The sequence below is a fragment of the Paraburkholderia sp. BR10954 genome, from assembly GCF_040965775.1.
GTDB classification, from domain to species: Bacteria; Pseudomonadota; Gammaproteobacteria; order Burkholderiales; family Burkholderiaceae; genus Paraburkholderia; species Paraburkholderia youngii.
The window spans coordinates 53,881-80,085 of record NZ_JBFRCK010000028.1 but is presented as its reverse complement, the minus strand read 5'-3'; the positions used below and the strand labels follow the sequence as shown (position 1 = coordinate 80,085).

The following is a 26,205-nucleotide window of genomic DNA, read 5'->3' as shown; positions in this document are numbered from 1 at the left end:
TTCAACTACAGCGCGTAGCGCGGGTATTGCGGTTTCCCTGTTCTCGTTGATGCTGCTAGGCGCTTGCCAAAGCAAACAGAACCTCAGCGAACCCAGCATGGAGAACTTCACCAAGACCATTAGCAGCTACCTGGGTGAGCGCGGCAACCTGTGCCTCGCGAAATACGACTGGCCGATTTACGTGGCCGACCAGGATAAGACTTCGAACTCGCGCGACGCCGTCCAATTGCCTGTGCTGGAAAAACTCGGTGTGGTCAAAGGCACCGACATGACCGTCGAGCGCACGGACAATGATGGCGCCAAGGTGTCGGCGCCGGGGCGCAAGTACGAACTGACCGATGAAGGGAAGAAGTTCTTCCTGCACAAGCCCGTCGTGGTTGCAACGGCTACCAGGCGCGTCACGCACGACGCCGACTTGTGCGTGGCCACGCTGAGCCTGGACAAGGTGGTGGGCTGGGAGCCGCCGCTGACCCGCGACGGCGAGACCAGGACCTCGGTGCTCTACACCTATAAGATCGACCCGGTGCCTTTTGCGAGGACTCCCGAGTTCCAGCGAGTGTTCCCGATGGTGGAGCGCGTGATCGAAGGCGCCGGCACGATGCAACTGCGCGAGGGTGTGCGCTTGACCAAGGACGGCTGGGTGGCGGAAGAATATTTCGTTCGCTGATCGCCGAGTTTGACGACGCGGTGCACGACCAGATCGCGCGGCACCTGATGCGCGGCGGCGGCCCCTTGCCGCCGCGCCAGGACCACCCGCACCGTTATGGTGTCCCCGCCGAACTCAATCCCGTGCTCGCGAAATAGATCACGAGAAAATACAGCAGCACGTAGAGCGCGTAGGTCTGCCCGTCGCCGGTATAGACGCGTCGTATCCGTGCCGCCGCCGCGAGCGCGAAGTGCGATAGGCCGCGCCAGAAAATCTGCGCGACCGGCGGCACCGTGCGGCTCAGCATCGGCCGGTAGAAGTGGTAAAAGTCCGGGGCGTTGCGCGCGTTGCCGCGACGGCTGCGGTAGTACAGCGCACCGAGTCCGAATACGATCGCGGTGACGATCAGCACGACGATCACGACCGGTGTCGGATTCCAGAACCCGTAGATGCTTTCGAGCGACATGCCACCCCATACCAGGGTCGCCGCGAACTGTGGATCGATCGCGGCGGATACCGGTTCGAGCAACACCTTCGGAAAGAACGACAGGATCGCGATACCGACCACGAACAGGAACTGGGGCACCAGCAGCATCACCGGCGCTTCGCGCACCTGCGGCCGCTGCAGCAGGCGCGGCTTGAGGAAGACGCCGTTCAACAGGCGCAGCATGTACAGAAAACCGGCGCAGGTCGCGAGCAGTCCGCACCCGGCGAGCCCGTACCAGCCCTTGTCGGTCATCGCGCTCAGCAATAGCCACTTGCCGCCGAAGCCCATCAGCGGGGGCAGGCCCGACATCGACACGAGCGCGATCACGACCATCGCGAACGTCAGCGGCATCTCGCGCGCGAGGCCGCCCACAGCGGCGAAGTTGCGCGTGCCGGTGCGCAAGATCACACCCGCGAGCGCGAGGAACAGGATGCCCTTCACGAACATGTGATTGGCGACCAGGTACAGCGCGGTGACCCAGCCGAGATGGCTCATCAGGCCGATCGCGGTGACGATATAGCCGGTCTGGCTCATGCTCGACAGCGCGAGCATGCGTTTGAAGTCGTTCTGCCGCAATGCCATCAGCGCGCCGAACAGCGCCGTCAGCATGCCGATCCATGTCATCACGTGCGCGAGTTCGAGGCCGACCTCCGAGCGTATCGTCAGATAGGTGCCGATCAGCAGGCCGAACATCGCGACCTTGCTGACCACCGCCGACAGCATCGCGGTCACGTCGTCTTCCGCTTCGGTGTAGGCGCCCGGCAGCCATACGTGCACGCCGATCGCGCCCGCCTTGATCAGGAAGCCGGCCGCGAGCAGCACGAACGCATAGTTCGCTTCCGGCCCCGAATGGATCAGCGCCGATAGTGCGATGGTGTCGTCGATCGCCGCGACGTTGGCGAAACCCGCCAGCAGGAAGAACGCCGCCAGCAACGAAAACAGCAGGAAGGTCAGCACATGCGGGCCCGCGCGCCGGCACTTCGCGATCAGGAAGCACGACGACAGCGTGATGATTTCCCAGCTATAGAAGAATTCGAGCGACGTCGATGAGCGCAGCAGCGCCGGAATCGACAGCGACAGCACAACGAGCATCGGATAGAAGCCGGGGCGCACATCGTCGCGATAGAGACTCGCCGCGGCGATCACGAGGCTCCCCGCGAGCAGCAGCCAGGCGAACAGCCCGGCGATACGGCCCACGCCTTCGCAAAGCAGACTGCCGATCAGTCCAATCGCGATGACCGCGAGCACGCCTTTCACGCGCCCCGGCAGACGATCGGCCGCATAGAACAGCGCGCCTGCCGTGAGCGGCGAGAAGATCCACGCCGACGCGACGCCCGAGAAGACGGCCGCCATATAGGCCGCCGCGATCAGCAGCACGGCGACGCCGAACAGCGGCAGCAGCGCGGCGAGATTCGGCCGGGCTTTGGCCTCGACATCGGACGGAGCCAGCGCGCGCACGAACCAGTGGAACATATAACCCGCTTCGAGCAGCGAGCCGGTCAGGATCAGCACGATCCAGTACGGCTTGCCGGCGGCGGTCAGGCGCATCACCAGTTCCCACTTCGCCCAGAAGCCGGGGAACGGCGGCAGCCCCGCAATCGCGACCAGGAAGAGGCCGAGCAGGCCTATCAGCAATGGGCTGCGCGACAGGATCGCGCGTGCGTCGCCGCCGTGCCGCCGCAGTACGCCGGTCAGCCAGAACAGCCCCGCCTTCGCGAACAGATGGTTGATGAACAGGCCGCCGACGACGAGCGGGATCGATGCGTCCCCGCCGACCTGGCGCAGCAACGCGAGCGACAGCATCAGTAGCGCCATTTGCCCGATCGACGAATAGCCGAGCACGCGCTGCGGTTTCGTTTGCTTGATCGCGAGCAGGTTCGAGAACAGAAACGTGACGCCGCCCGACACGGCGAGCAGCGTGAGTTGGCCGTCGAATAGCGGCAGCAACTTCAGCAGCGCGAAGAACACGCCCGCCGACACGCCGACCGATACCATCGCGGCGACGCCGCTCGGCGCGGTCTCGTAGACGTCGAGCCCCCAGCCGTTGGCCGGAAACGGCTTCAACTCGATCACGAGACCCGCGAACACGAGCAGGATCGCGGCCGTGCCGATCGGGCCGCCGATCTGCTCTCGCAGCGACAGCAATTCGTCGATGTTCAGCGTGCCGCTCACGTAGTAGAGCAGCACTGCGCCGAGCAGGAACAGGGTCGACGCGATCACGGTCGCGAGGATGTACTTGAACGCGGCGGCGAGCGCGGCGGGTGTGCGCTCGAGCCCGAACAGGCCGTATGTCGCGATCGACACGATCTCGAGAAACACGAACAGGTTGAACAGGTCGCGGGTCATCACCATGCCGTCGATGCCCATCACCAGAATCAGGTACAGCAGCAAGGCCGCGTAGTTGCCGCGCAGACGGTCCCACAGATGCAAGGCGCCGAGCAGCGCGACCACGTTGACGCTGAACGTGAAAAGGCCTTCCCACAAGCCGAAGCGCAGATTGATCGACACCGGCGGCAGCGCGCCCGCGGTCAGCACTTCGATCGTGTCGCCGCCATCGAGCAGGCCGTAAAACGACACGCCGGAGACCAGCACGATCCCGCACAGCGCGATGAAGAAACCGAGCGTGAGCCACGGCTTGCCGAGCCGATACAGCAGCGGAATCACAAAGCCGCCGCCGAGCCCGAGAATGAAGATCTGCAACGGATGAAACAGTGCGGCTACCATTTCGACTCGGTGAAGGCGTCGATGGAGAGCGTCTTTTTGACGGCGTAAAGACGGATTGCGAACGACAGCATGATGGCGGTGACCGATAGCCCGATCACGATCGCGGTGACGACGAGCGCCGATGGAATCGGATCGATCGCACGGTGCGCGGCTGCGGATTTGCTGAGCGCCGCATCGATGATCGGCGCAGTGCCACCCGTGATGTAGCCGGTCGCGACCATCACGATGTGCAGGCCCGTGTCGATCACCGCGAAGCCGATGATGATGCGCAGGATGTTGCGGTGGGTCAGCATGCCCCACAGGCCGATCAAGGAAAGACAGAAACCCGTGATCAGCAGGATCTTCGAAACCGGGATGCCTGTGCTCATGCGCTCTCCTTTTCGTTCAGCTTCTGAACCGGTCGATGATGACGCTAAGCTCCGCGCCGACCTTGACGCCGAGCAGCGCGGAAATCAGCGGGATCGCGCCGGCGCTGAAGAACGTGCCGAATTCGCCGCGCGGCAGAAAGCGCGCGTCGAGAAAACCGCCCGCGAGCACGAGGCCCAGAATGCCGATGCACACGTAGAGCACGCCCGCGAGCGATTCGACGACGCTCAGCAGCGCGAGGTTCAGCGTCGAGCGGGGCCGCGCGAGCAGCATCAGCATCACCGCGGATGCGACGATCGCGCCGCCCTGGAAGCCGCCGCCCGCCGACAGATGGCCGTTGACGATTACGTAGCCGCCGAAGGTGAAGATCATCGGCAGCAGCACCTGTTTGCCGGTATGTACGATCTCGCCGGCGGGCCGGCGCGCAAGCGCGGCTTCGTCCGCCACAGCGGTGGGCGTTGCGCTTTCCTCTTTCAGCAGCACGCCGACGCTCGCCGCGACCATGAACAGCACCGCGACTTCGCCGAGCGTGTCGAAGCCGCGAAACGTAATCAGGATGCCGGTCACGATGTTCGGAGCGCCGAGTTCGAGCGGCCCTCTGACGACGTAGTACCAGGCGAGCGGGCGCAGCCCCTGCAACTCCGTATAGCCGCCGACAATTCGCCAGAACACGACCGCGAACAGCAGCACCGTCAGCAGCCCGAACACGCGACGCATCATGATTCGGCCTTCCCGGCGGTGCGCGCATCTTCGTCGGCGAGCGCGTCGGTGATCGTGGACGGGGTCATCGGCGTGCGGATCAGCCAGGCGGCGCGCGATAACGCATGCGAGGACAGCGGGTTGGTCACGAGCACGAAGTAGATCAGCAGGATCAGACGGAAGGTCCAGCTCGGGTGGTAGAACGCGAGGCCGATCAGCACGAGCATGTTGCCGAGCGTCGACGCCTTGGTGCCGGCCTGAATGCGCGTATACGCATCCGGCATGCGCAGCAGCCCGAGGCCGGCGGAGAACAGAAAGACGGCGCCCAACAGGATGAACACGCTGCCGGTCAGTTCGAACATGCGCTAGCCCTTCTGATAGCCGGTTTTGCGGATCGCGTACAGAAAGACGAAAGTCGTGAGTCCCGAGCCGATCGCGGCTTCGGCCATCGCGACGTCCGGCGCGGCGAGCAGCAGGAAGGCGACCGCCGCGAACAGGCTCGCGAGTCCAGAGCTCACCATCGCGGCCAGCAGATTCTTCAGGCAGACGGCCAGCACCCCGCTCACGAGGATGCTCGCGCACATCAGCAGCAGGAGCAGTTCGAGCATCGCTCACAGCCCCCTTTCAAGAAAGCGCGCAATCGCGAGCACCGCGAGAAAGCTGAGCAGTGCGTACACGAGCGCGACGTCGATATAGACGAAACGACCGGAGAACTGCGCATACAGCGCGATCAGCGATAGCGAGATGACCGTCAGCACGTCGATCGCGACGATGCGGTCGACGAGTGTCTTGCCGATCACGAGACGGATCACGCCGAACAGGATCGCGAACAAGATCAGCACGCCGGCGATCCGGAGCATGATCTCAGCCAAAGACTTTCTCCAGATGCTTTTCGAACGGTGTGACGAGTGCGTTGGTCGCTTCGTCGATATCGGTCGTCTTCACGTCGAGCCAGTGAATGAAAAGTATGTCGTCCCGAATATCCATCACGAGCGAGCCCGGCGTGAGCGCAATCGAATTGGCGAGCGCGAGACGGCCGAGGGGTGTTTGGAGGCGGGTGCGAACCTTGACGATGCCGGGCTTGATGTCGATACGCGGCGAGTACACCAGCGCCATCACATTCAGATTGGCGCGTACGAGCTCGACGATGAAAGTCACGCTATACGCGGCGAAGTGATACGGCGCGGCTGGCGTTAGACGTAGGCGCTGCCATGCTTCGCTCGACGATACGAAGACACGCGCGACGACCAAGGTAATGACGAGACCGGCAAGAACGGGTTCGACCGCGAGCGATGCATTCGCGACCATCCAGATGACGAACAGGATGACCCAGAGGCCGGGCATTCCCCGAGGAACGAACGACGACACCGGTTTTCCGTTGTTCGAAGGCATGTCATCGGTTCCTAAGGAGGCCTTGCGGAAAATTCTAAGTGACAATTTATGGCAAATCAAACCCGACGCCGATCAGCGCTCGTTGATTGGAAAAAACCGCGATAGATGGATGTGTGCAAACAATACCCGTCCCGACGTAGCTCGCTAAGTGACTGTTTTGTATGAATATTCGTCTTTCCCCGCAATTCCATGTTTGCAAACAGATATGGTCTGGTGCGGGGCGCGCTGCAAAACGGATTTGCAAATGAAATCTGTACTGATGCCCTTGGGCATGCCGTGCACTCATGCAAGTACCACGTTCGTATCGGCGAAGGCTGCCCGGGTTCGCTTTGCTGAGACCGACCAGTTGAATCCACGACTCGACGGTGGCCATTCCGAAACCAGAATGAAAAAAAGGCTGCAGAGATTTCTCCGCAGCCCTTTGACTTTCCAGGCGTCTACGCTTCGCGCGTTCGGAAATTATGCTGCGGTGCGGCTTCCGTCAACGCATCATCGCTACCTTCCTCCAGCGAAATATTCCGGGTTTCGCGTCCCTTGACCCACCAGATCGCGGCGGCAACCGGACCGGGCAGCGCAAGCGCCAGCAGTACGAGCAACGGTGCGGAAGGGGTACCCGTCGTGCTGAAGGCGCTGGTCAACAGTAGCGGCGTAATCATTGCGCCCACTCGACCGAAAGCAACGGACACGCCCAAACCCGACGCGCGCAACCGCGTCGGCAGGATCTCAGACGAAACCACGTAAGCCGAGATATAGCCCCACGTGACGCCAAACTGGATCAGGCAATAGCCGACCACCATGGAAGGCAGCGTTTGCGCAAAGTACACCACCAGAATAGCGAGCACAGTGAACGTGTAGCTTGTGAACAGCGACGAGCGACGCCCCCACGACTCGAGCACACGCGATGCCAGGAAGCCACCGAGCAAAGCCGCTACGTTGCCGTAAATGTAGTAGATCGGCATTGCAGCAGCAGGCACTTTCATGTACGGCAGAATGACGAGCGCCATCAACGACAGTACGCCATACACAACGACGGCTTGCGAGAAGTTCAAAGCACTGGCAAGGCCGCACGGTCCGCGATAGCGGCCAACCAGCTCACTCACGTTGCGCCAGAACGTCGGGTGTGCAGGCACGATCACGGTGGGCTCATAGCGTTTCTGCGCTTCGGTTGCCGCGCTGATCCCGGCACCCTTTGCATACGCGGCAATTTCATCGACGATTGCTTCAGCTTCGGTCACGCGCCCTTGCTGCAGAAGCCAGCGCGGCGATTCGGGAATGACGCGGCGAATCCAGAAGAAAATCAGGGCCATCGTGGTACCCAGGCCGAAACCTACGCGCCACGCGATGTCGGGCGGCAGGAGATTCAGCGCGTAGTACGAAACAACGGCGGACAGTACGGCACCGAGGGGAAAACCCGACAGGATCAGCGCGTCGGTACGTCCGCGATTGCGGCGCGGAATGAATTCACCCATGGTGGCCGTCACGGCGGAGTATTCGCCGCCCACGGCGAGCGCGGTGAGCGCGCGGAACACGAGGAAGGAGTGGTAATCCCACGCGAAGATGGTTGCCACGCTGAACGCGGCATACCAGAGGAGCGTAGCCAGGAACAGGCGTTTGCGGCCGAAGCGATCAGCCAGGTAGCCAAACGCGACCGCGCCGACCAGAATGCCGAGCACCCACACGCTTACGGCCAGTGAGCTTTGGGCCGCGTCGAGGTGCCAAAGCGCCTTGATCGTGCCGAACACGCTACCGATGATATTGGTTTCAAAAGAGTCGAGCGTCCAGCCCACTCCCAGCGCGACCGTCAGCAACGTGTGGAAGCGGGTCCACGGCATGTGATCGAGCCGAGTTAGGGCGTCGGTCTTGATGGTGGTTCGGGAAGTCATGTCGATATGTTCCTTTCCTGATTCGTTGCGATATTCGTCATACTAAGTAAAGTGAAATCTTGAAGACACATGCGAGTCATACCGCGCTGATTACCTAGCCATGGCGGCCCCCTTCGAACGTCGGTGCAGTCCGAAAATCAGCGGGAAGCACGTGAGCCATGCCGTCCCGCGCGATCAAAACGCCTTCTGGCATGACGTCTTCTGATTGCTCAAGTAGCCACGTATCGAACGTATGGGATGCATGCGTCATCCATGTACGTACTGGCCGCAGCTGCTCGATCAGCGCACAAGCGGTATTCCAGTCGTTGTGGTTGCCCGGTTGAGCCTTTGGCGGGAAGGAACAGTCGAGAGCCAGCGAAAACGCCCCCCATCCCTGCAGCCACTCCAGCGTGGAAGGCGGCAAGCCGATCGTGTCGGTCAGATAGGCGAATCGTTCTCCGGCCGGCCCTTCGATCGCATAGCCGAACGTTGGTTTGGAATGGATCAGCGGCAGCGCCGTGAAACGCAGGTCACCGAGATCGAACGTGCCGAATTTCTCTGCCTGATTAAATGCGAGCAGGCCCGGGTTGCGATACAGATCGGCGCAACCGTTGCTGTCTGGCGGGACCCAGGTCGGGATGGATTTCCCGACGCCCCAGCGCAGATGGAACAACCCTTGCACGTGGTCTGGATGGAAGTGCGTGAGTACGATCGCGTCGAAACTTCCAGCGGGAAAACGCTCGGATAGGTCCACCAGTCCGGCATCGAGCAGAACGCGGGTCGTGTCCGTTTCGATCAACGCGCTGCAGGGGCGACGAACGCAAGCGGGTAAGGCTCGCGCTCGTGTACATGCGGGGCAGTTGCAGCCGTAGAGCGGTACGCCGCCTGCCGCGCCGGTGCCGAGGAAGGTAACGCGCATCATGATGGCTCCGCGCAGCGGAGAATCAGCGAAACCAGTGCCTCTCCTGCCTGTTCGAGATCGCCGTCGTTGCGGATGATCTCCACTTTGCCGGCACGCTGCTCGAGCAAATGGTTGCGCCGCAGGCGCTGCTCCACCTGCTCGACCGTTTCGCGACCGCGCGCCAGAAGGCGTTCACGCAGTACCGCTTGCGGCACTGCAATTTCCACCGGCACGAGGTGGGGGTAGCGCGTGCGTGCATGCGGCAGATATTCGCGCGACCCGTTCATCACGACGGTCAACCCTTTATCCAGCCAATGGTCGATCTCGGCCCCGATACCGTATTGCAGCCCATTGCTCGCCCAGTTCAGCGCGAACAGGTCCGAGTTGCTGCGCGCCGCGAACTCTTCGGGACTCAGCGCGACGTGATTCTCGCTACCGGCGTCCGCTGCGCGCGTGATGTAGCGATGAACAAAGCAGATCCCGGCGTGGCCGGACAACTGCTCGCGCGCATAGCGCAGCAGGCTGTCCTTGCCGCTGCCGGAAGGACCGCTTACGTAGATCAGATTGCCTGACATGGAAGCGGCCTCAGTGATGCACGCGGCTCGCGCCGAGTACGAGCTTGCCGCGAGACCACACCTGGTCCGCATGCGGCAACCCACCTATCCGCTGGACTGCGACCAGATCGGCGCGCTGTCCGACCGCGATCTCGCCGCGGTCGTTTAGCCCGGCTGCCCGTGCGGGATTGCGCGTCACGAGCGCGACGGCGTGCGCGAGCGAAACGTCCGCGACCTCGGGCAGCTTGAACGTGGCTGGCAGCAACGAGGCAGGCGAGTAGTCGCCGCACAGGCAGTCCGCGACGCCTGCCAGCACGGCATCGAGCGCCCGCATGTTGCCCGACTGCGACTTGCCGCGCAGAATGTTCGGCGCGCCGAACAGCGTGGCTATGCCGCTGCTGCGCGCGGCCTGGGCCGTTTCGAGGTTGATCGGGAACTCCGAGATCGTCGCACCGAGATCGCGTACCACGTCGACCTTGGCGGCCGAATCGTCGTCGTGGCTTGCAATTGCGACACCCTTGGCGCGCGCCAGCGCAGCCAGCTGCTGCATGCGTTCGATCGCGCCTCTGGCTGCCTCTGCCTTCTGCTTCATGATCTCGTCGAGCGTGGCATCGTCGGCCTTGTAGGCGTTCGCAAGGTATTTGCGGAACGACTCGACGTCGCGAAACTGACCTTGGCCCGGGCTGTGATCCATGAACGAGATCAGGTCGATCACGCCTTCGTCCATCAGCGACGACAGAACCGGAGGGGCGGTGACGTCGGTTACCTCGAAGCGTGCATGGAATCTGTTGTCGATCAGCGCATGCGCCTGCCAGGCGTGGATCGAGCGGCCGAGCTCGGCTGCCGTTTCGTTGTTGCGTACGCCGAACTCGCGGTTCGCGAAAGACAGCGCATGAAATACCGTGGTGATGCCCGCAGACGCATTGCGCTTGTCTGCCTGCGCGCAAGCGAAGTCGATCGGGAAATACACGCCGGGACGAGGCTCCACCTCTTTTTCAAGCGAGTCGCAGTGCAGGTCTATCATACCTGGCATCAGCGTATGTTCTCGCAGGTCGACCACGGTCGCTCCGGCGGTGTGCTCTGGGTCGAGCGCCGCGATTTTGCCGTCCTCGATGAGTATGGCGAGTTTTTCACGCACTTCGTCAGCGAGAACGACGGTTGCGTTCGTCAGAAGTTGGCGGCTCATTGCGTGATCGCTTCCGAAAGAGGGGAGTGGACAACCGGCGGTGCCAGTTCGATCACCTGGTCGGCAAGGCGCTCTACCAGGTCCGGGTGGTGGAAGATGGCGAGCATCGCCACACCTTCGGCCTTGATCCCTTGCAGGATCTCCACGACCTTGTCGGTGGTGCGCGGATCGAGGCTGGCGGTCGGTTCGTCGAGGAGCAACAGGCGCGGTCGAGCGACGAGGCCCCGCGCCAGGTTGACGCGCTGCTTTTCACCACCCGAGAAGGTCGCAGGGGGCACTTCCCAAAGACGCTCGGGCACGTTCAGCGCATCGAGCATTCCACGCGCGTTGTCGCGCGCCTCGGCACGCGCGGTGCCGCGCACGAGCAGCGGCTCGGCCACGACATCGACGGCGGCCTTGCGCGGCAGGCAGTGCAGGAATTGCGTGACGAAGCCAATCTCGTCTTTGCGCAATGCGAGCACTTCGTGCTCGGACGCCTGCGCGAGATCGACCGTCTCACCGGCTGCGGTGCGGAACAGCAGGCTTCCGGCGCTCGCCAGGTAAGTACGGTAGATGCATTTGAGCACCGACGATTTGCCGGCACCGGTCGGGCCGATCAGCGCAGACAGGCGGCCCGGCTCGACGGCAAACGAGACGTTCGCGCAGGACGGGATGGTCTTGCGCTGATCGTGCAGCGCAAAGTGCTTGCTCAGATTTTTAACGGTCAGGATCGCGGACATTGGTTTACCTCAGAGAGCGGAGGCCACAAGCCGCTGCGTGTACGCATGCTGCGGGTCTTCGAGAATCTGGTCGGTCAGGCCCGACTCGATGATGCGGCCGTACTTCATCACGATCGTGCGACCAGCCAGCAAGCGGATCACGCCGAGATCGTGCGTGACGGCGATCATCGCCGTGCCGAGTTCCTGCTGGATCTCGAGGATCAGGTCGAGGATGCGCGCCTGCACCGAGAGATCGAGGCCGGTGGTCACTTCATCGAGAAACAGCAGAGGCGGACGGGTCGCGAGTGCCTTCGCGATCTGCACGCGCTGTTGCATGCCGCCCGAAAACTTCTTCGGCGACTCGTCCATACGTTCGGGCAATACCTCGGTGCGCGAGAGCAGATCGCGTGCGCGCTCCCGGATCTCGCCGAACAGCGTCACGTCGTTCATCAACAGGCGCTCGGCGATGTTGCCGCCGGCTGACACGTTGAAGTTCAAGCCGAGGTGTGGGTTCTGGTACACCATGCCGAAGCGATGATTGCGCAGCCAGCGCTGTGCGGCGGCATTCGCTGCGAACAGGTCCCAGTCATTGTCTTCATCGAAGAAGCGCGCGGTGCCCGCGGTTGGCTTTTCATCGAAGTACAGTGTTTTGACGACGGTCGACTTGCCCGACCCCGACTCACCCATGATCCCGAGAATCTCGCCGGGCCGCAGGTCGAAGCTGACGTCGTGGGCAGCCACCACCGAACCGCAATGCGGGCAGATGTTGGTGTCCTGTTCCGGGCCGGTGCTTTCGATGCAGCGCTCGCAGCCTGTGCCGTGAATCTTGGTCAAGCCGCGCACTTGAAGAATGGAACTCACTGGACTGCTCCTTCGTTCGTTGCGTTGGCCTTCTGATGAGTGCGGCCGTTGCGATAGTCGTTGCAGTAGTCCGAATCCGAACATTGGTACGACTTGTCGCCGTCCTCGCCGATGATCTCGTCGAGAAAACTGTCGATCGAGCCGCAGCGCACGCAGGCGCGGCGATTGCCGTGCTCGTCGTGGAAGTCCTCGGTGCGGAACGGCACGTCGTCGAACGCGAGCGGGTCCGCGCGGGTATAGGGCGGCACCGCATAAATCTTCTTTTCGCGTCCCGCACCGAGTAGCACGAGCGCGGCCGACATATGCAGCTGCGGCACGTCGTAGCGCGGAATCGGACTCGGGTCGATCACGTAATGACCGTTGATACGCGTCGGATAGCGATGCGAGATAGTGATTTCGTCGAACTGCACGATGTCTTCGTACAGCTTGGTCAGCAGACGCGAGTAGTCGCCTTCGCCGTGCATCGTCTTGCGGCGCGCCTCGGACGGTTCCACGACGACCAGCGGATCGGGATACGGCACCTGCAGGACGAGAATCTGCTCTTCGGTCAACGCGACTTCGGGAATCCGGTGGCGCGACTGGATCAGCGTGGCTTCACTGGTGTGCTCGGTAGTCTGAACACCCTCGCAGGTGAGTTCGACGAAGTGACGCAGATTGACCGCGTTGACCGAGTCGTCGGAGCCCTGGTCGATCACCTTGAGCGTGTCGTCCGGACCGACGAGCGACAGCGTGAGCTGCAGACCGCCCGTACCGAAACCACGGCCCATCGGCATTTCACGAGAGGCGTACGGCGTCTGGTAGCCGGGAACGCAGATCGCTTTGATCACCGCGCGGCGGATCTCACGCTTCGCGTATTCATCGAGGAAGCCAAAGTTGTAACCTGCTTCGTCGAGCGGCAGTTCGTAGAGATCGTTCATAGCTCGACTCCTTGTGCATCCTGTTCGGTCTGCTTGTCCGCAGCCTTCTGCTGGGTCGTGCGCAGCCGGTCCATGTCCGACTGGAATGTGACGTAATGGGGCATCTTGTAGTGGCTCGCGAAACCCATCGAATCGACGCCGTCGATATGCAGCAACACGAACTCCGGGTCCTCCGACGGATTGGTCGGACCATTTCGCATGCCGTTCTGCAGCGAACGGTCAAGCACGGCCATCGAGATCGCCTTGACTTCGTTGTGGCCGAAACACGCGCCATAGCCGAGAGTGAAGACGGGTGGGCCGCCCCTGTCGTCGTCTTCGTACATCGCGACCATCTCGCACTCGGTCATCAGCACCTCGCCGGCCTCGACGAGTTCGCCGGTGACCGGATGAGGAAGCCGCACCGGCACATAGCCGACACGCAGTTCGGCCACAGTCGGGTGGACATCGCCATAGCCGCGCATGTTCGAGTAAGCGATCGCGAGCAGCGAGCCGGTTTCGGCGCGCGCCATCGTCGCGAGGGCGGCGGAACGCGGAACCGGGAAGATCAGCGGATCGCGCGTGACATCGAAAGGCTCGATGCGTGACGGCTGCAGCGCCGGGAGCAGTCCTTCGGCGCGCAGTGCATCCACGACCTTCGGGAAGGTGTCGGGCAGATCGCTTTCGTCGATCGAGTCGAGGAACGTGCGTGCAACCGAGCGAAACGCTTCGGGTGATTCGTTGGCGAGGTCGAGGCGCATCAGGCGCAGCGCGTAGTCGTTGGTCGGACCGAGCATCTGACCGCCAGGAATGTCCTTGAACGCGCTGGAGATACGGCGGATCACGCGCATTTCGCCCGTGTGCTGTACGGGCGCCTCGAGCAGTCGAGGCTTGGTCGAACGATAGGCTCGCAGTGCGAACGCTGCTTCGAGCGTATCGCCCTGCATCTGCTTGATAGCGAGCGCGGCGAGGCGCGGGTGATACAACCCGCCTTCCGAAACCACTCGCGAGGTCAGCGAACGAAGCTGATGTTCGATCGTCTGCAGGGTCAGCGGCGTGCCGTGCTCGCCCTCGGCCGTACGCAACGCGTCGACGACACGCTCTGCGCCCTCGATCGCCCGGCCGCCGCCCTTGATAGCCACATAACCCATTACCGGCCTCCTTCGATGGCAACTTTGATCGTGCGGGGCAGTGCGACTACGCTGCGCTCGTCCAGCAGTACCAGATCGACGCCAAGCGGGAAGCCGCTGTTCCATTGCTTGCGCAACTTCCACCACTGCGGGTCGACTCCCGACACCTGCAGCGAAACGCTGCTTTGAATGCCTGGACCGCTGAGGACGAGCTCGCCACCTTGCTTGATCTCATCGACCACCAGTACGAGTGTTGCGCCGCTTTCCGGGCTGTCGAGCGTGCCGAAAGCAGGCTCGACAGCGGGTAGTTGACTGCCCGGCATCACGACGAATTGGGCCTGATCCGCGCTGGCGGACTTCGCACCGAGCCGCTGACGGTCCGCCGCAGCTACCAGTTCGCCGGGATCGGCCAGTGTGGTTGCGGGATCGGCCAGCGTCGCAAGCACGAGTGGCAGCACATGCGTAGCCTGAGTCTCGAGTTCGTTAATTCGCCCGGGATAGGAAAACGCATCCACGATGCGGCGAAATGCGCGCTGCTGAACCAGTGGTGTCCAGTCGGCCGGATGCGAGACGATATGCGTCTGCAGCTCATTCATCATCGTCCTCCTGCGCGGCGAGCAACGCGAAGTCCACGCGCGTTGCCGCCAGCAGCTTCTTGCGATCGGCCGCGGTTGCTTCGACGATCTGTTTGCCTTCACGAAGAAGTTCCACGGCCGCATCATGTCCAGGCCAGGCGGCAGCCGTCACCGCGTCGAGAATCGCGAGTGCGCGAATCAGGCTCGTGCGGTCATCCATGACGATCCCCGCGCCTTCGGCGGTGCCGCCTTGTGGGTCGGTCAGGCGCACATGCGCCTTTGCGACCGGAATCTCACCGAGGTAGTAAGTCTCGCCCATCGCAGCGTCGGTGAGTGGCACCAAGGCGAGGCCCGATTGCGGGATTTCCAGGTCTTCCACCTGAAATTGCTCACCGAATTGACGCGCGAGTGCGCGAATGCGCTGTGCCGGCACGTTCGTCCAGTAGCGCATCCAGTCCCCGCGAGCGAGCTGCGACGCTATCGCGTTCATGAGTTGTCCTTCTGAATGTACATATAGCTCTAGAAACTTGGTGAAGCAGTTAGATTTCTTAGCCGATTCATACGGCCCGAAGGCCGCGACCTTTGGCTCAGGGATGACCCGAGACCCTTTACAGCAGCGGAATGCGCAACTGGACGCGGTCTGCGCGGAACCGGGTAATCACATACTCGACCGGCTTGTTGTCGCGCTCATCCACGTTCACGCTCTTGACCCGCAACACTGGCCGGTTTTGCGGCATGCCAAGGATTCGCGCGTCGTCACCTTGGGGTAGCACTGCCGTAACGGCGCTATCGACGCGACGGAGTTGGCAGCCATACTCTGCGTTCAGAAAAGCGTGAAGGGAGTCGCCTTGATAACGGACCAGCAGATCGGGGAAGGGTTGTGCTGGCAAAAAATGCGAAATGAGGCACATCGGCTTGCCGTCCACGCTTCGTAACGTTTCCAGCCAATGCACGGGCTCGCCTTCCAGGATGGCCAGGCGTTCGGCAACGCGCACACTGGCAGGCAAGGTCTGCCTGCGCAGGATGCGGTTTCCGGCCAGCAAACCCTGAGCGTTCAGGGTTTCGGTAAAGCGGGTGGTTTTGCCGATCTGGTAGTCGATCTGGTTATCGAGCACAAGGATGCCGCGGCCATGACGGCGCTCCACCAGGCCGGCCTCGACCAACTCGTCGATGGCACGACGGAGCGTGTGCCGGTTCACCCCAAAACGTGACGCGAGTTCGCCCTCGGATGGCAGGTAGTCGCCAGGTGCGTAGACGTTGGCGATTTCCTGTTCCAGTTGTCGTGCGATCTGGGCATACAAGGATTCGCCCTGCTCTCGACTGACAGCGTACAAGCTCAGATGCGGTTATCTAGATAAGTGGATAACCGGATCCTACAAAGAGTATGTGACAGAGATGTGATGCGGAAAGCAGGGTCTCGGAAGTCGACTGACGGCTCGAATTCCGCGTTAGTCGGGCTTTGCGCGATAACGGTCGCGCCTTGCACCGTCAGTCGTCAGGATCGATCTTGACGATCACCTCATGGCCGACGCGCCCGCTGCAACCGGCTTGAAAACCAGGCGTGCTCTAGGCTAGCGAGTGGCAATCCGAAATCGCGAGTATTGCAGGAGAGGAAGGTCAAATGATTACGGCCATGTCGTTCGTCGCCGGATTGCTCGCCGTCTTTATTGTCTGCTATGTGCACTGTGCGATTCCCAACCAAAAGCCATGTCGTAAGCATCATCGCGCTCGGGGACCTTGCAACAACCGCGGAGGGCGGAGTCTCTTCGATCGTCCGTGTCGAAAAGCCACGGAACGATTGCAATACCGAGCCGGCGTCTGGATCTTTGTCCAACGGGTTCGCGCACACGACGACAGCCGTCTGTAATGCCAACGACTCTCCAGCTTCATGGAACGGCCCTAAGGTCTTACCGTTGTAATCAACGGTAAGGAGACGACAAATGGTGAGGTCCCAACTGTCACAACGATGCAATAAGGCATGCGTACGACTTTCTATCGCAGCTTTCGCGGGAGTGGCCGCGTTAGCGTTCGCTACGTTACCCGCCGGCGTATCTGCGGCAGGCAACGATCGAACGTCCCGAACACTGACGCCGATCAAGCATGTGATCATTGTTGTCGGCGAAAACCGAACGTTTGACCACGTTTTCGGCACCTATCAACCCCCGCAAGGCCAATCAGTGTGGAACCTGCTGTCGCGCGGCATCGTCAATGCGGATGGCTCCCCTGGGCCACACTTCGCGAAGGCGCAGCAATATCAGGCGCAATTGATTGGACCGGCCAAATTCGCGCTGGCCCCGTCGAATAAAACACCGTACGGGACGCTGCCGGCGCCCAACACCGGCGGGGCGCCGACTGCGGCGAGCGATGCGAGCCCGCCACCATTCGCGACTCACGATGCGGCCGCGCAGGCCGAGGGGACGGCGCTCGAAGCGTCCGACATCGATCAACTGTTGACCGGCGCGACAGGGCTGCCGACGCATGCAGAGGATTCGCGGGTGGCCAACTACAATGCGTTGCTGAATGGTCCGTACCTGTTGCAGCCTCCGCTCTATGATGCGTACATGGGTGGTCCGGTGCACCGCTTCTATCAAGCCTGGCAGCAAGCGGACTGTGCCGTCGCGCATGCGAGCCGCGAGAATCCGAGTGGCTGTCTGGGCGACCTGTTTGCGTGGGTCGAGACTACCATCGGCGCGGGCAGCAACGGTAAGCGGCGACCGACGCCTTTTAGCGATCAGACCACCGGTGAAGGCTCGAATGCGCTCGGCTTTTACAACGTGAACAATGGCGACATGCCGTACTTCACGCAACTGGCGCGGCAGTACGCGATGAGCGACAACTATCACCAACCGGTGATGGGCGGTACGGGGGCCAACAGCATCATGATCGGCGCCGCTGATGCGTACTACTACACCGACGGCAACGGCAACGCGGCAACGCCACCTTCGGATCAGATTGAAAATCCCGATCCGTTGACCGGCACAAACAACTGGTACACCCAGGATGGCTACTCAGGCGGCAGCTATAGCAACTGTTCGGACCCGGGCCAGCCGGGCGTCGGCCCGATCCTTCGATACCTCGAATCGTTGCCCTACGACCCCAAGGCGAACTGCGCGCCAAAGCACTATTACCTGCTGAACAATTACAACCCTGGATATAACGGCGACGGCACGGAACTCGACAGGTCGAAGTCGCCTTTCACGATCCCGCCGTCACCGGTGCGCACCATCGGGGACACTCTGCTTGATCGCAACATCCCCTGGAAGTATTACGGGGAAGGCTGGCAGAGCTTCATCAAGGATCCGACGAAAAGCGTCTACTGCAACATCTGCAATCCGTTCCTGTACGAGACGTCGATCATGACGAACCAGCAGGTGCGGGACACGCATCTTGCAGATTTGCCGGACCTGTATGCGGACATCGGCGCGGGCAATCTGCCAGCTGTATCGTTTGTAAAGCCGGGCGGCTTGCTTGATGGACATCCGACATCGTCGAAGTTTGGACTTTACGAGGCGTTCGTGAGGAAACTGGTCGATGCGGTAAAAAGCGACCCGAAGCTATGGGCCACGACGGCGATCCTGATCACCACCGACGAGGGCGGCGGCTACTACGATTCAGGCTATGTTCAACCCATTGACTATTTTGGCGATGGTTCGCGCATCCCGATGATCGCAGTATCGAAATTCTCGACCGGAGGACGCATTTCCCACAGCTACTCCGATCACGCTTCACTCGTCAAATTCATTGAGCGCAACTGGGGGTTGCCGCCGATCACCGGTCGTAGTCGTGACAACCTGCCAAATCCGATCCAACGCAGCCATAACCCATACGTGCCGGTGAATGCGCCTGCGATCGGTGACCTGTTCGATCTGTTCGATTTCAAGCGGGAATCCGACGATCACGATCATGACCACGGCAGGCCGGACAGCGACGACGATCGCAGCGGCGGTAAGGGATGGTGGCCTTTCTGATCGTGTTCTGCACGAGGTACGCTGGGCACCACAACCGGGAACCGCCGCGCACTCCCGGCGCGGCGGTTTCATCCGCAGGGCGAGCGGACTATTGAGGCGATGCTGCTAGCGACCGCTGAGCCGCCGGCGCATTCGTCAGAGCGCTTCAAACTTGGGCGCGCAAGGACCTTAACCCCGTGCGCACTTCGTTCGCGAAAATCATCGGTTCTTCCCACGCGGCGAAGTGCCCGCCAGTTTCGGGCTTGTTGAAGTAAATCAGGTTGTGATATGCCTTTTCGGTCCAACTCTTTGGCGCCTGGTAGTTCTCTCCCGGAAACGCGCTCACAGCGGCGGGCACATTGACGTCTGCCGCGAGGAAGAAGTTCGCGTGCGATTCCCAATAGAAGCGAGCCGCCGAAACCCCCGTATTGGTGAGCCAATAGAGTGTGATGTCGTCGAGCACGTCGTCACGGGTTAGCGCGCCTGCGGAATGACCGTTGACGGGATGACCGAGCACGGCAGCGCTCAACGCCGCAGCGGGCTGGCCGTAACCATCGCCATGATCGAGCAGCCACGATGCCAGCGCGACCGGCGAGTCGGCGAGTCCGTACAGCGTCTGTGGGCGTGTGCCCATTTCGAATGCGTAGCCGCGCTTCTTCTTGAAGTTGGCGCTCACCTGTTCATACGCGTGCTGCTCCTCGTCCGATAAGCCGGCAGGCATCGCGTCGCCCGCGGCCAGCGACTTCAGAACCTCTGCGGGAACGGAAGCAGGGAAGTTCACGTGAATCCCCATCAGTTCGGGCGGCGCCTGTTTAGCCATGATGTTGGTCACGATGCCGCCGAGATCGCCGCCCTGCGATGCAAAACGCTGATATCCGAGCCGCTTCATCAACGTGACCCACGCGCGGGCGGTGCGCTCCGGACCCCAGCCCGTTGTGGTTGGTCTCGCTGAAAAACCATAACCGGGCAATGATGGAATCACGAGATGAAAGGCGTCCGAAGCCGGCGCGCCATACGCAGTCGGATTGACGAGCGGATCGATGATCTTGAACTGTTCGATCACCGAGCCGGGCCAGCCGTGCGTCACGATCAATGGCATCGCGTTGTCGTGCTTCGATCGCACATGGATGAAATGGATATCGAGTCCATCGATCTCGGTGACAAACTGCGGATACGAATTCAGCCGCGCCTCGCATTTGCGCCAGTCATAGCCGGTCGCCCAGTATTGCGCGAGCCCCTGAATGGTGGCGAGCTGAATACCCTGCGATTCGTCGGACACCGTCTCGCGATCCGGCCAGCGCGTGGCCTTGATGCGACGCCGCATATCGACGAGCTGCGAGTCGGGAACATGAACGTGGAGCGGACGAATTGCGGACCTGTCGCCGTTCGCGGGTTCCACGATTTTGCCGACTTCCGGGTTCGTATCTGCGAATGCGAGGCGGCTCAGCGAGCCTGCGGCGAGCGCCGCGGCGGCCACACCGACGAAGTGTCGACGCGATGCGGATTGTGGGGTGTCTTTTGACATGGAATCGATCTCCTGCCTTGATCAGCGTGTTACGAGTGAAGTCTGCGACGTACAGCTTCACGAAGTCATACGTGCGGTTCGCGGCCCGGCGTTCGGCTCGCGACGGGCGTATTTGACCGGATGAACGTATCGCGTTTGTGTCCGGGAGCTGGATGTGTGTAAGCGCGCGTATCCAGTCTGTTTGCAGATACGTTGGGATACAAAGGAAGACCTGGGCGAGAGGGAGGGGCGGACGACGGGGGGCGGGAACCCAATGTGCCTCCATTCACTGCAGCAAAGAGGACGGCAGCGGTGAACGCAGCGGGACGCACACAAACATGCTCATGCGCGACGGTCGGTTATCTGAGGTGGATAGGACGTTCGAGCGTCCACATGGAAATGCGGGCCACCGTCCGTAGCTGGCCGACCGGTTCTGCGCAGTAGCGAGAACCCGCTACCCGAGAGCCGCGCCGGCCTGCGCGTGGCTCCAGTTCGGAAGCGATACAACGGTGGCATAAGCCCTTGGACTTAAGCGCCTCAGCCAAGGCTACCTCTGCGTACCTCGAGTCACTCCGTGAAGCCATACCCTTCGGGTGTTTGTCCCCTGCGATGATCGTTCCCCTCAAGGACCGAGTTGCCAACGCAGTACCGGATGGGTCGCGCCGGCCGGAAGTGCCCAGACGCCGGTTGAGCCGAAGTCGAACGTCGGGCCGAAACTAGATGGCACGCTCATCTGCGCGGTGGTGAGTCCATTCGCGATCGGCACCGGAGTACCCGTGCCCACGCCGACTGTGGCCCCGGTTGTCTGCGTGTCCCAGTAGACGTCGTTGGCGATCGTGCCGGTGTTGCTTAGCGCCAGGCCGAACGGCGGGGGGCCACGACCGGCCAGGACCATTTGGGTGACTGTGCCGGTCGCCAAAGATTGCTCGATCGTGCCGGTGTTGCTTTGAACGAGCGCCGCGCTCCCCGTCCCAAAGCAGGGGAAGCCGCCACCACCACCGCAGTAGTCGGGCGCATACGTAACGGAGCCGGTCGCATATGACTGCGTGATCAGACCGTCGTTTGTGCCGACCAGACCGCCGGCGCCCAGACCGTGAGCCGCGGAATTCACGGTGCCCGGCCCAAACGACGGCGGGATGTCCGGGCTTTGCGATTCATACGACTGCCGGATTACGCCGGTGCTGAAGTTGTATCCGACGAGGCCGCCCAACACGCCCTCGCTCACCATCGCCGCGTCGCTGGACGAGCGTGTGATCGTGCCGTAATTCGAGCCCACGAGACCGCCGCTCATCGCATCGATCGAAACGAAAGGTTCAGATAAGGAAAGGCTGCCACTCGTCTGGGCGCGCACGATCTGGCCGTCGTTGACGCCGGCCAGGATGCCGAAGGAGCCATAGCCGCTGATGCTCACGAAGCCGCTCACGCTGACGTTGCGAACGACGCCCGTCGTGCCGACCACACCGAATAGACCACTGGCTGCCTCGGGATTCGCCGGATCGCCCGTGGCGGGAACACTCTGCCACGCATTCAGATTCGAGATCGTGTGGCCCAAGCCGTCGAACTGTCCGGCGAACGGCGCGGCGCCAGTTCCGATCGGCACATAAACGCCTGTGCCGCAGCAACGTGGCGTGCTGATGTCGATGTCCTTGCCGAGCGCATAGTTGCTGGCGAGATCGAGCGAAATGTTTTCCAGATCCGCAAGTGAATTGACGAGCTGGTAGCCGGTAATCTGAGTGATCAGTCCGCTGTCGGACGGCGCCGTCCAGGTCGTGTTGGCGAGCAGTGTCCCCGGCGCGTAGGTGCCGTTCATGTCGTATAGCGCGCTGACCGTCCCGGTGCTCTTCGACCAGTCGATCGTGCCGCCGTTCGTCACGCTGCCGCCGTTATCGATGCCCGTCGCGTCCGCGCGCAGCGTAAGGTTGCCAGAACCTGTGTCGCGGATCGTCGCGCCCGGAGAAAGCGCGACGTTGTGGTAAGCCGCGAGCGTCAGCGCCGACGCACCGCGCCAGTCGATATCGGATGCGATCAGCAGGTCACCGGCCGCACCGTTGGCGCCGGTGGTGAAGAGTTCGACCGTGCTCCCCGCATTCAGGCTGCGTTGGAGCGCACGCGCCACTGAAGCGTCCACGGTAAGCGATGGCGTTGCGATGTTCCATCGACCGGCGTACACGGCGGCGCCGCGCTGGAACGACAGTTGCGCTGCCTCGGTATCGACCGTGCCTCCACTGCCGTCCGGGTTCTTCGCTACGATTGCGCCTCGTTGCGACACCGTGCCGTCGTCCGCCACGAGCCACACATGCCCGTCGCGAGTGGCACTGCCGGTCGCACGGATGCGCGCGCCGCCGCCCGCGAGTGCATAAACGTTGCCGTCCGCGGCTTGCAGGCTGATCTGCGCGGCGCGCGTGGTACCCGAATCGACCACGTTGCCCGCGCTGCCCGCCTGGACGAATACCTGTTGGCCGCTCGACGAGTCCTGCAGCAGCACCTTCGACCCGGCCGCGAATTCCGCCGTACCGTCAGGCGCGTTGACGGTGCCGCCGTTGATTACGGTCCGCGCGATCAGGAACACGTCGCCGCCACTGGAGCTGATTTTCCCGAGATTCACGACTACCGCGTCCGAGTTGCCCGACAGGGTGAGCGCGCCGCCATTCATGAACGCACAGTTGTCCGTGTCCAGCGTCGATGCGACGAAGCGTCCGCCCGTCGTCACCACGCCGGATGGACCCACGACGACACCTTGCGGATTGACCAGATACACGCTGCCCGTGGCACTGAGCTTGCCGAAGATCGCGGAGAGCGAGCCTCCCGTCACGCGGTTCAGCGTCGCACCACCGCCGTTATTGAACGTCACGCTATTGCTTCCGCCGATCGAGAAGCTGTTCCAGTCGATCACACCACGTGTCGAACCGGATTGCGTGATCACGAGGCTGTTGCCTGCGCCCGCTATCGTGCCGGTGCCGGCGACGTAACGGCCGCCTTGCGGCAGGCTACCCGCCGCGAACGCCACTGGTGTGAGGGACAGTCCAGCCAGCGAAATACCGATGGAGAGCCAGAGGGGTCCGCTCGACTGCCGTCGACTCGGTGTGCGTCGCGTGGGGCGAGGTTGTTCCGGATGTGACATACAGCCCCCTTTCCGCGTGCGTGCGGAATGGTTACCGACGACCCCGCAGTGCCGGCCGGAAAGGCGTGAGTCGCAGCATATGAAGAATAGCAGTTGGTGTCGCCGGTGCATGCCGATTTCTCAGCGCATTGCGCCTTCCTGGCAGGACTTTTGCGACATCTGTTACGCGGCGGGACTCATGTTGCGCGTCGACAAGATCCGACGGCAAATTGCGTCAAGGCGTCAAGAGTGATCCCAAACGCCCTGGCGGTACTTATGGCGTGGGAAGCAACACCCATCGCAAAGCCGCGCACGTCGTGACGCCGCACACCAACGGCATCCAGGACTGCGCCTCCATCTCAGCGCGCCGCTTGCGAATAGGCCCGCGCGGCCTCGGCGCAAGACGTGGTGAAGGCCCGCACGGGCGGCCCATCGTGCGTCGGCAGAAACGCAGCGTCACCGGGTCGTCCTCCAGTACGCCGCGCGCGACGTCCGCATGCATCTGGGCTGTCGACAGCCCGTCGGCCCGGCGAATGAGATGTTCGTGGATCCTCGCGATATATGCGGCGCTTTTGGTACTCATGGTAAGGATTCCTCCGTGGTTCGTGTGCAAGTTCGAGCCAGTGAGGAGCCGTCGTGTCGCACGTATAAGGTGACCTTATATCATGCGCCACTGCGAAATTCAAAAATAGTCGGCGTCTAGCCCATTAAGTGTTTCTACCATGTAGATTCGGCGCTGAAACGCATATAAGGTTGCCTTATTACGTGGTCCGATCGTGCCGTTGCTCCTTTTCAGAGTCTTTCGTGAACATGATTGCCCAGTTTCCTTTCATCAATCTCCCCTTCCTCGAGCGCAATATCGAGGTCGTCGAGCGAGCCGACGGCGCGGTCCATATGCGCAGCAAGGTGCCACTTGGTCCGGTCGAGGCGCATCTGCCGGGCGTCCTGAGGCGTCGTGCGGTCGAGCGCGCCGAGCAGCCATGGCTGAAACAGCGCTGCCCACGCACTGGCGACTGGCGCATGCTCAGGTACGGCGAGGCCTCTTTCCAGGTCGACGCCGTGACTCAGTGGTTGCTGTCCCAACGTCTCGACGGACGCAGCGTGATGGTGCTGAGCGGCAACACCCTCGAACATGCGGTCTTCGAGCTCGCGGCCATGCAGGCGCGCATGCCCTATGTACCGGTGACCCCGGCCTATTCGCTGCTAAGCACCGATTACGCCAAGCTCAAGGCGATGGTCGCCTTGATCAACCCAGCAGTGATCTTCGTGCAAAGCGCGAGCCAGTTCCGCGCGGCGCTGCACGCCGTCGATTTATGTGACGCGCGCGTCATTTACGTCGATGAACCGGCGGATGACATCGACGCCACGGCGTGGGACGCGGTCCTCGCCACGCCAGTGGGCTCGGAGGTGCAGGCGTCGATCGGCACCATTACGCACGATACGGTGGCCAAGTACCTCTTCACATCAGGCTCGACTGGCGAGCCCAAGGCCGTGCCGGTCACGCAGCGCATGCTGTGCGTGTCGATGGCCATGCACGCGCAGACTGTGCGCCACAATCCCGCCGCTCCGGAATCCGTGCTGCTTGAATGGCTGCCATGGAGCCACGTGGCAGGCGGCACCGCGATCTTCAACGGCGTCCTGCACGATGGCGGGACGATGTACATCGACGATGGACGCCCTGTGCCCGGCGAGTTCGCGAAGACGCTGCGCAACCTCAAGGAGGTTTCGCCGACAAATTTCAACAGCGTGCCTGCAGGCTACGCCATGCTTGCCGATGCGCTGGAGGCGGACGAGACGTTCGGTCAGCAGTTCTTCCGGCGCCTGCGGCGCCTGACCTCATCTGGCGCCAAGCTTCCCGACAGTCTCTATGAACGTCTGCAAACGCTGGCCGTTCGCCACCTCGGGCACCGCGTTCCGTTTGTGGCCAGCTATGGCTCGACCGAGACGTGCGCTGCCACCACGGTGGTACATTGGCCCACCGGGCAGGCCGGTCTGGTTGGTCTTCCGCAGCCTGGCGTCGAACTGAAGCTGGTGCCGCTCGACGAAGAACGCTACGAAATCCGCGCGCGTGCGGCTTCTGTCATGACTGGCTATCTGCAACAGCCGGGGCTGACGCGTCTCGCCTTCGACGACGAAGGCTACTACCGTCTGGGCGATGCCGTGACCTTCGTGGATCGGACAAAACCGGAGGAAGGACTCGCGTTTGCCGGTCGCGTCGCAGAAGAATTCAAACTGCAGTCGGGCATCTTCGTGCGCGTCGGTACGCTGCGCGTCGAGGTAATCAGCAGCGCCGCCCCCCTGCTGCGCGACGTGGTCGTCGCGGGCGCCGATCTGCCTTATGTGGCGCTTCTCGCATGGCCCAATGAGGAAGCATGTCACGAACGTTTCGGCCTGCGCGACGCGCAGGCGCTTTCCTGCCACGCGCCATTCCGCGACGCGTTGCGCGAATCACTGCTGCGCCACAACGGACGTTACACCGGTAGCAGCACGCGCATACGCCGTGTGATGCTGTTGAACGAACCGCCATCGATCGATGGCGGTGAGATAACCGACAAGGGCTATATCAATCAGCGGGCCGTTCTCGCGCGTCGCGCGAGCGCGATAGCGGCGCTATACGCGGACCAACCCGGCGCTAACGTCGTGACGATCGAAGAATAGTATTCCGAGAGTTTTCCGACAA

General features: G+C 62.2%; 25 protein-coding genes. 3 read left to right on the top strand and 22 right to left on the bottom strand.

Annotation, left to right across the window (positions count from 1 at the left end):
• The first annotated feature begins 97 nt into the window (after positions 1–97).
• Complete coding sequence (locus AB4Y34_RS30505; protein ID WP_255208698.1) at positions 98–667, top strand: hypothetical protein; 570 nt, start codon at positions 98–100, stop codon at positions 665–667.
• Between the two features lie 94 nt (positions 668–761).
• On the opposite strand, the gene AB4Y34_RS30500 is transcribed toward AB4Y34_RS30505, so the two are convergent.
• The 18 genes from AB4Y34_RS30500 to phnF all read right to left on the bottom strand — a co-directional run bounded on the left by AB4Y34_RS30500 (position 762) and on the right by phnF (position 16,308).
• Complete coding sequence (locus AB4Y34_RS30500) at positions 762–3,857, bottom strand: complex I subunit 5 family protein (protein ID WP_368718117.1); 3,096 nt, start codon at positions 3,855–3,857, stop codon at positions 762–764.
• Positions 3,851–4,225, bottom strand: a complete 375-nt coding sequence (locus AB4Y34_RS30495) for a sodium:proton antiporter (protein WP_368718116.1) — start codon at positions 4,223–4,225, stop codon at positions 3,851–3,853. The genes AB4Y34_RS30500 and AB4Y34_RS30495 overlap by 7 nt, the downstream gene beginning before the upstream one ends.
• Before the next feature lie 16 nt (positions 4,226–4,241).
• Positions 4,242–4,943 carry a Na(+)/H(+) antiporter subunit B gene (locus tag AB4Y34_RS30490; RefSeq protein ID WP_368718115.1) on the bottom strand — a complete coding sequence of 234 codons (702 nt, stop codon included), beginning with the start codon at positions 4,941–4,943 and terminating at the stop codon, positions 4,242–4,244.
• A complete protein-coding gene (gene mnhG / locus AB4Y34_RS30485; protein ID WP_176111604.1) occupies positions 4,940–5,284 on the bottom strand; it encodes a monovalent cation/H(+) antiporter subunit G in 345 nt (114 codons plus the stop codon). Before mnhG ends, AB4Y34_RS30490 begins: the two co-directional genes overlap by 4 nt.
• 3 nt (positions 5,285–5,287) lie before the next feature.
• A complete protein-coding gene (locus tag AB4Y34_RS30480) occupies positions 5,288–5,530 on the bottom strand; it encodes a hydrogenase subunit MbhD domain-containing protein (RefSeq protein ID WP_018433708.1) in 243 nt (80 codons plus the stop codon).
• Positions 5,531–5,533: 3 nt separating this feature from the next.
• Positions 5,534–5,794, bottom strand: coding sequence for a monovalent cation/H+ antiporter complex subunit F (locus tag AB4Y34_RS30475; RefSeq protein WP_176378568.1), 261 nt, complete (start codon positions 5,792–5,794; stop codon positions 5,534–5,536).
• A complete protein-coding gene (locus tag AB4Y34_RS30470) occupies positions 5,787–6,314 on the bottom strand; it encodes a Na+/H+ antiporter subunit E (protein WP_176378569.1) in 528 nt (175 codons plus the stop codon). The genes AB4Y34_RS30475 and AB4Y34_RS30470 overlap by 8 nt, the downstream gene beginning before the upstream one ends.
• 437 nt (positions 6,315–6,751) lie before the next feature.
• On the bottom strand, positions 6,752–8,197 hold the full coding sequence (locus tag AB4Y34_RS30465; RefSeq protein WP_176378570.1) for an MFS transporter: 1,446 nt from the start codon (positions 8,195–8,197) through the stop codon (positions 6,752–6,754).
• 94 nt (positions 8,198–8,291) lie between these two features.
• Positions 8,292–9,095 (bottom strand): phosphonate metabolism protein PhnP, encoded by an 804-nt coding sequence (gene phnP, locus AB4Y34_RS30460; RefSeq protein ID WP_368718132.1) that lies wholly within the window; start codon positions 9,093–9,095, stop codon positions 8,292–8,294.
• Entirely contained in the window at positions 9,095–9,652 is a 558-nt protein-coding gene (phnN, locus tag AB4Y34_RS30455; protein WP_368718114.1) for a phosphonate metabolism protein/1,5-bisphosphokinase (PRPP-forming) PhnN, read from the bottom strand. The genes phnP and phnN overlap by 1 nt, the downstream gene beginning before the upstream one ends.
• A 10-nt stretch (positions 9,653–9,662) precedes the next feature.
• Positions 9,663–10,817, bottom strand: coding sequence for an alpha-D-ribose 1-methylphosphonate 5-triphosphate diphosphatase (locus AB4Y34_RS30450; RefSeq protein ID WP_368718113.1), 1,155 nt, complete (start codon positions 10,815–10,817; stop codon positions 9,663–9,665).
• Positions 10,814–11,536, bottom strand: coding sequence for a phosphonate C-P lyase system protein PhnL (phnL, locus tag AB4Y34_RS30445; RefSeq protein ID WP_176111612.1), 723 nt, complete (start codon positions 11,534–11,536; stop codon positions 10,814–10,816). The genes AB4Y34_RS30450 and phnL overlap by 4 nt, the downstream gene beginning before the upstream one ends.
• Positions 11,537–11,545: 9 nt before the next feature.
• Positions 11,546–12,376, bottom strand: coding sequence for an ATP-binding cassette domain-containing protein (locus AB4Y34_RS30440; RefSeq protein WP_368718112.1), 831 nt, complete (start codon positions 12,374–12,376; stop codon positions 11,546–11,548).
• A complete protein-coding gene (locus AB4Y34_RS30435; protein WP_176378576.1) occupies positions 12,373–13,293 on the bottom strand; it encodes an alpha-D-ribose 1-methylphosphonate 5-phosphate C-P-lyase PhnJ in 921 nt (306 codons plus the stop codon). Before AB4Y34_RS30435 ends, AB4Y34_RS30440 begins: the two co-directional genes overlap by 4 nt.
• Entirely contained in the window at positions 13,290–14,420 is a 1,131-nt protein-coding gene (locus tag AB4Y34_RS30430; protein ID WP_368718111.1) for a carbon-phosphorus lyase complex subunit PhnI, read from the bottom strand. The genes AB4Y34_RS30435 and AB4Y34_RS30430 overlap by 4 nt, the downstream gene beginning before the upstream one ends.
• The gene (phnH, locus tag AB4Y34_RS30425) at positions 14,420–14,995 is read right to left on the bottom strand and encodes a phosphonate C-P lyase system protein PhnH (protein WP_176378578.1); all 576 of its coding nucleotides are present in this window, start codon (positions 14,993–14,995) and stop codon (positions 14,420–14,422) included. Before phnH ends, AB4Y34_RS30430 begins: the two co-directional genes overlap by 1 nt.
• Entirely contained in the window at positions 14,988–15,464 is a 477-nt protein-coding gene (gene phnG, locus AB4Y34_RS30420; RefSeq protein WP_368718110.1) for a phosphonate C-P lyase system protein PhnG, read from the bottom strand. The genes phnH and phnG overlap by 8 nt, the downstream gene beginning before the upstream one ends.
• Positions 15,465–15,582: 118 nt before the next feature.
• Positions 15,583–16,308 carry a phosphonate metabolism transcriptional regulator PhnF gene (phnF, locus tag AB4Y34_RS30415; protein WP_368718109.1) on the bottom strand — a complete coding sequence of 242 codons (726 nt, stop codon included), beginning with the start codon at positions 16,306–16,308 and terminating at the stop codon, positions 15,583–15,585.
• 678 nt (positions 16,309–16,986) lie between these two features.
• Here phnF and AB4Y34_RS30410 point away from each other — a divergent pair.
• Complete coding sequence (locus AB4Y34_RS30410) at positions 16,987–18,942, top strand: alkaline phosphatase family protein (RefSeq protein ID WP_368718108.1); 1,956 nt, start codon at positions 16,987–16,989, stop codon at positions 18,940–18,942.
• Positions 18,943–19,087: 145 nt separating this feature from the next.
• Here the strand turns inward: AB4Y34_RS30410 and AB4Y34_RS30405 are convergent, their stop codons facing one another.
• The 4 genes from AB4Y34_RS30405 to AB4Y34_RS30390 all read right to left on the bottom strand — a co-directional run bounded on the left by AB4Y34_RS30405 (position 19,088) and on the right by AB4Y34_RS30390 (position 24,108).
• Positions 19,088–20,446, bottom strand: coding sequence for an alpha/beta fold hydrolase (locus AB4Y34_RS30405; RefSeq protein ID WP_368718107.1), 1,359 nt, complete (start codon positions 20,444–20,446; stop codon positions 19,088–19,090).
• Between the two features lie 601 nt (positions 20,447–21,047).
• Complete coding sequence (locus AB4Y34_RS30400) at positions 21,048–23,546, bottom strand: filamentous hemagglutinin N-terminal domain-containing protein (RefSeq protein WP_368718106.1); 2,499 nt, start codon at positions 23,544–23,546, stop codon at positions 21,048–21,050.
• Positions 23,547–23,722: 176 nt separating this feature from the next.
• On the bottom strand, positions 23,723–23,839 hold the full coding sequence (locus AB4Y34_RS30395) for a hypothetical protein (protein ID WP_368718131.1): 117 nt from the start codon (positions 23,837–23,839) through the stop codon (positions 23,723–23,725).
• Positions 23,800–24,108 carry a hypothetical protein gene (locus tag AB4Y34_RS30390; RefSeq protein ID WP_176380439.1) on the bottom strand — a complete coding sequence of 103 codons (309 nt, stop codon included), beginning with the start codon at positions 24,106–24,108 and terminating at the stop codon, positions 23,800–23,802. The genes AB4Y34_RS30395 and AB4Y34_RS30390 overlap by 40 nt, the downstream gene beginning before the upstream one ends.
• 227 nt (positions 24,109–24,335) lie before the next feature.
• Between AB4Y34_RS30390 and AB4Y34_RS30385 the strand changes: the two genes are divergently transcribed.
• The gene (locus AB4Y34_RS30385) at positions 24,336–26,183 is read left to right on the top strand and encodes an AMP-binding protein (RefSeq protein ID WP_176380580.1); all 1,848 of its coding nucleotides are present in this window, start codon (positions 24,336–24,338) and stop codon (positions 26,181–26,183) included.
• Positions 26,184–26,205: the final 22 nt, after the last annotated feature.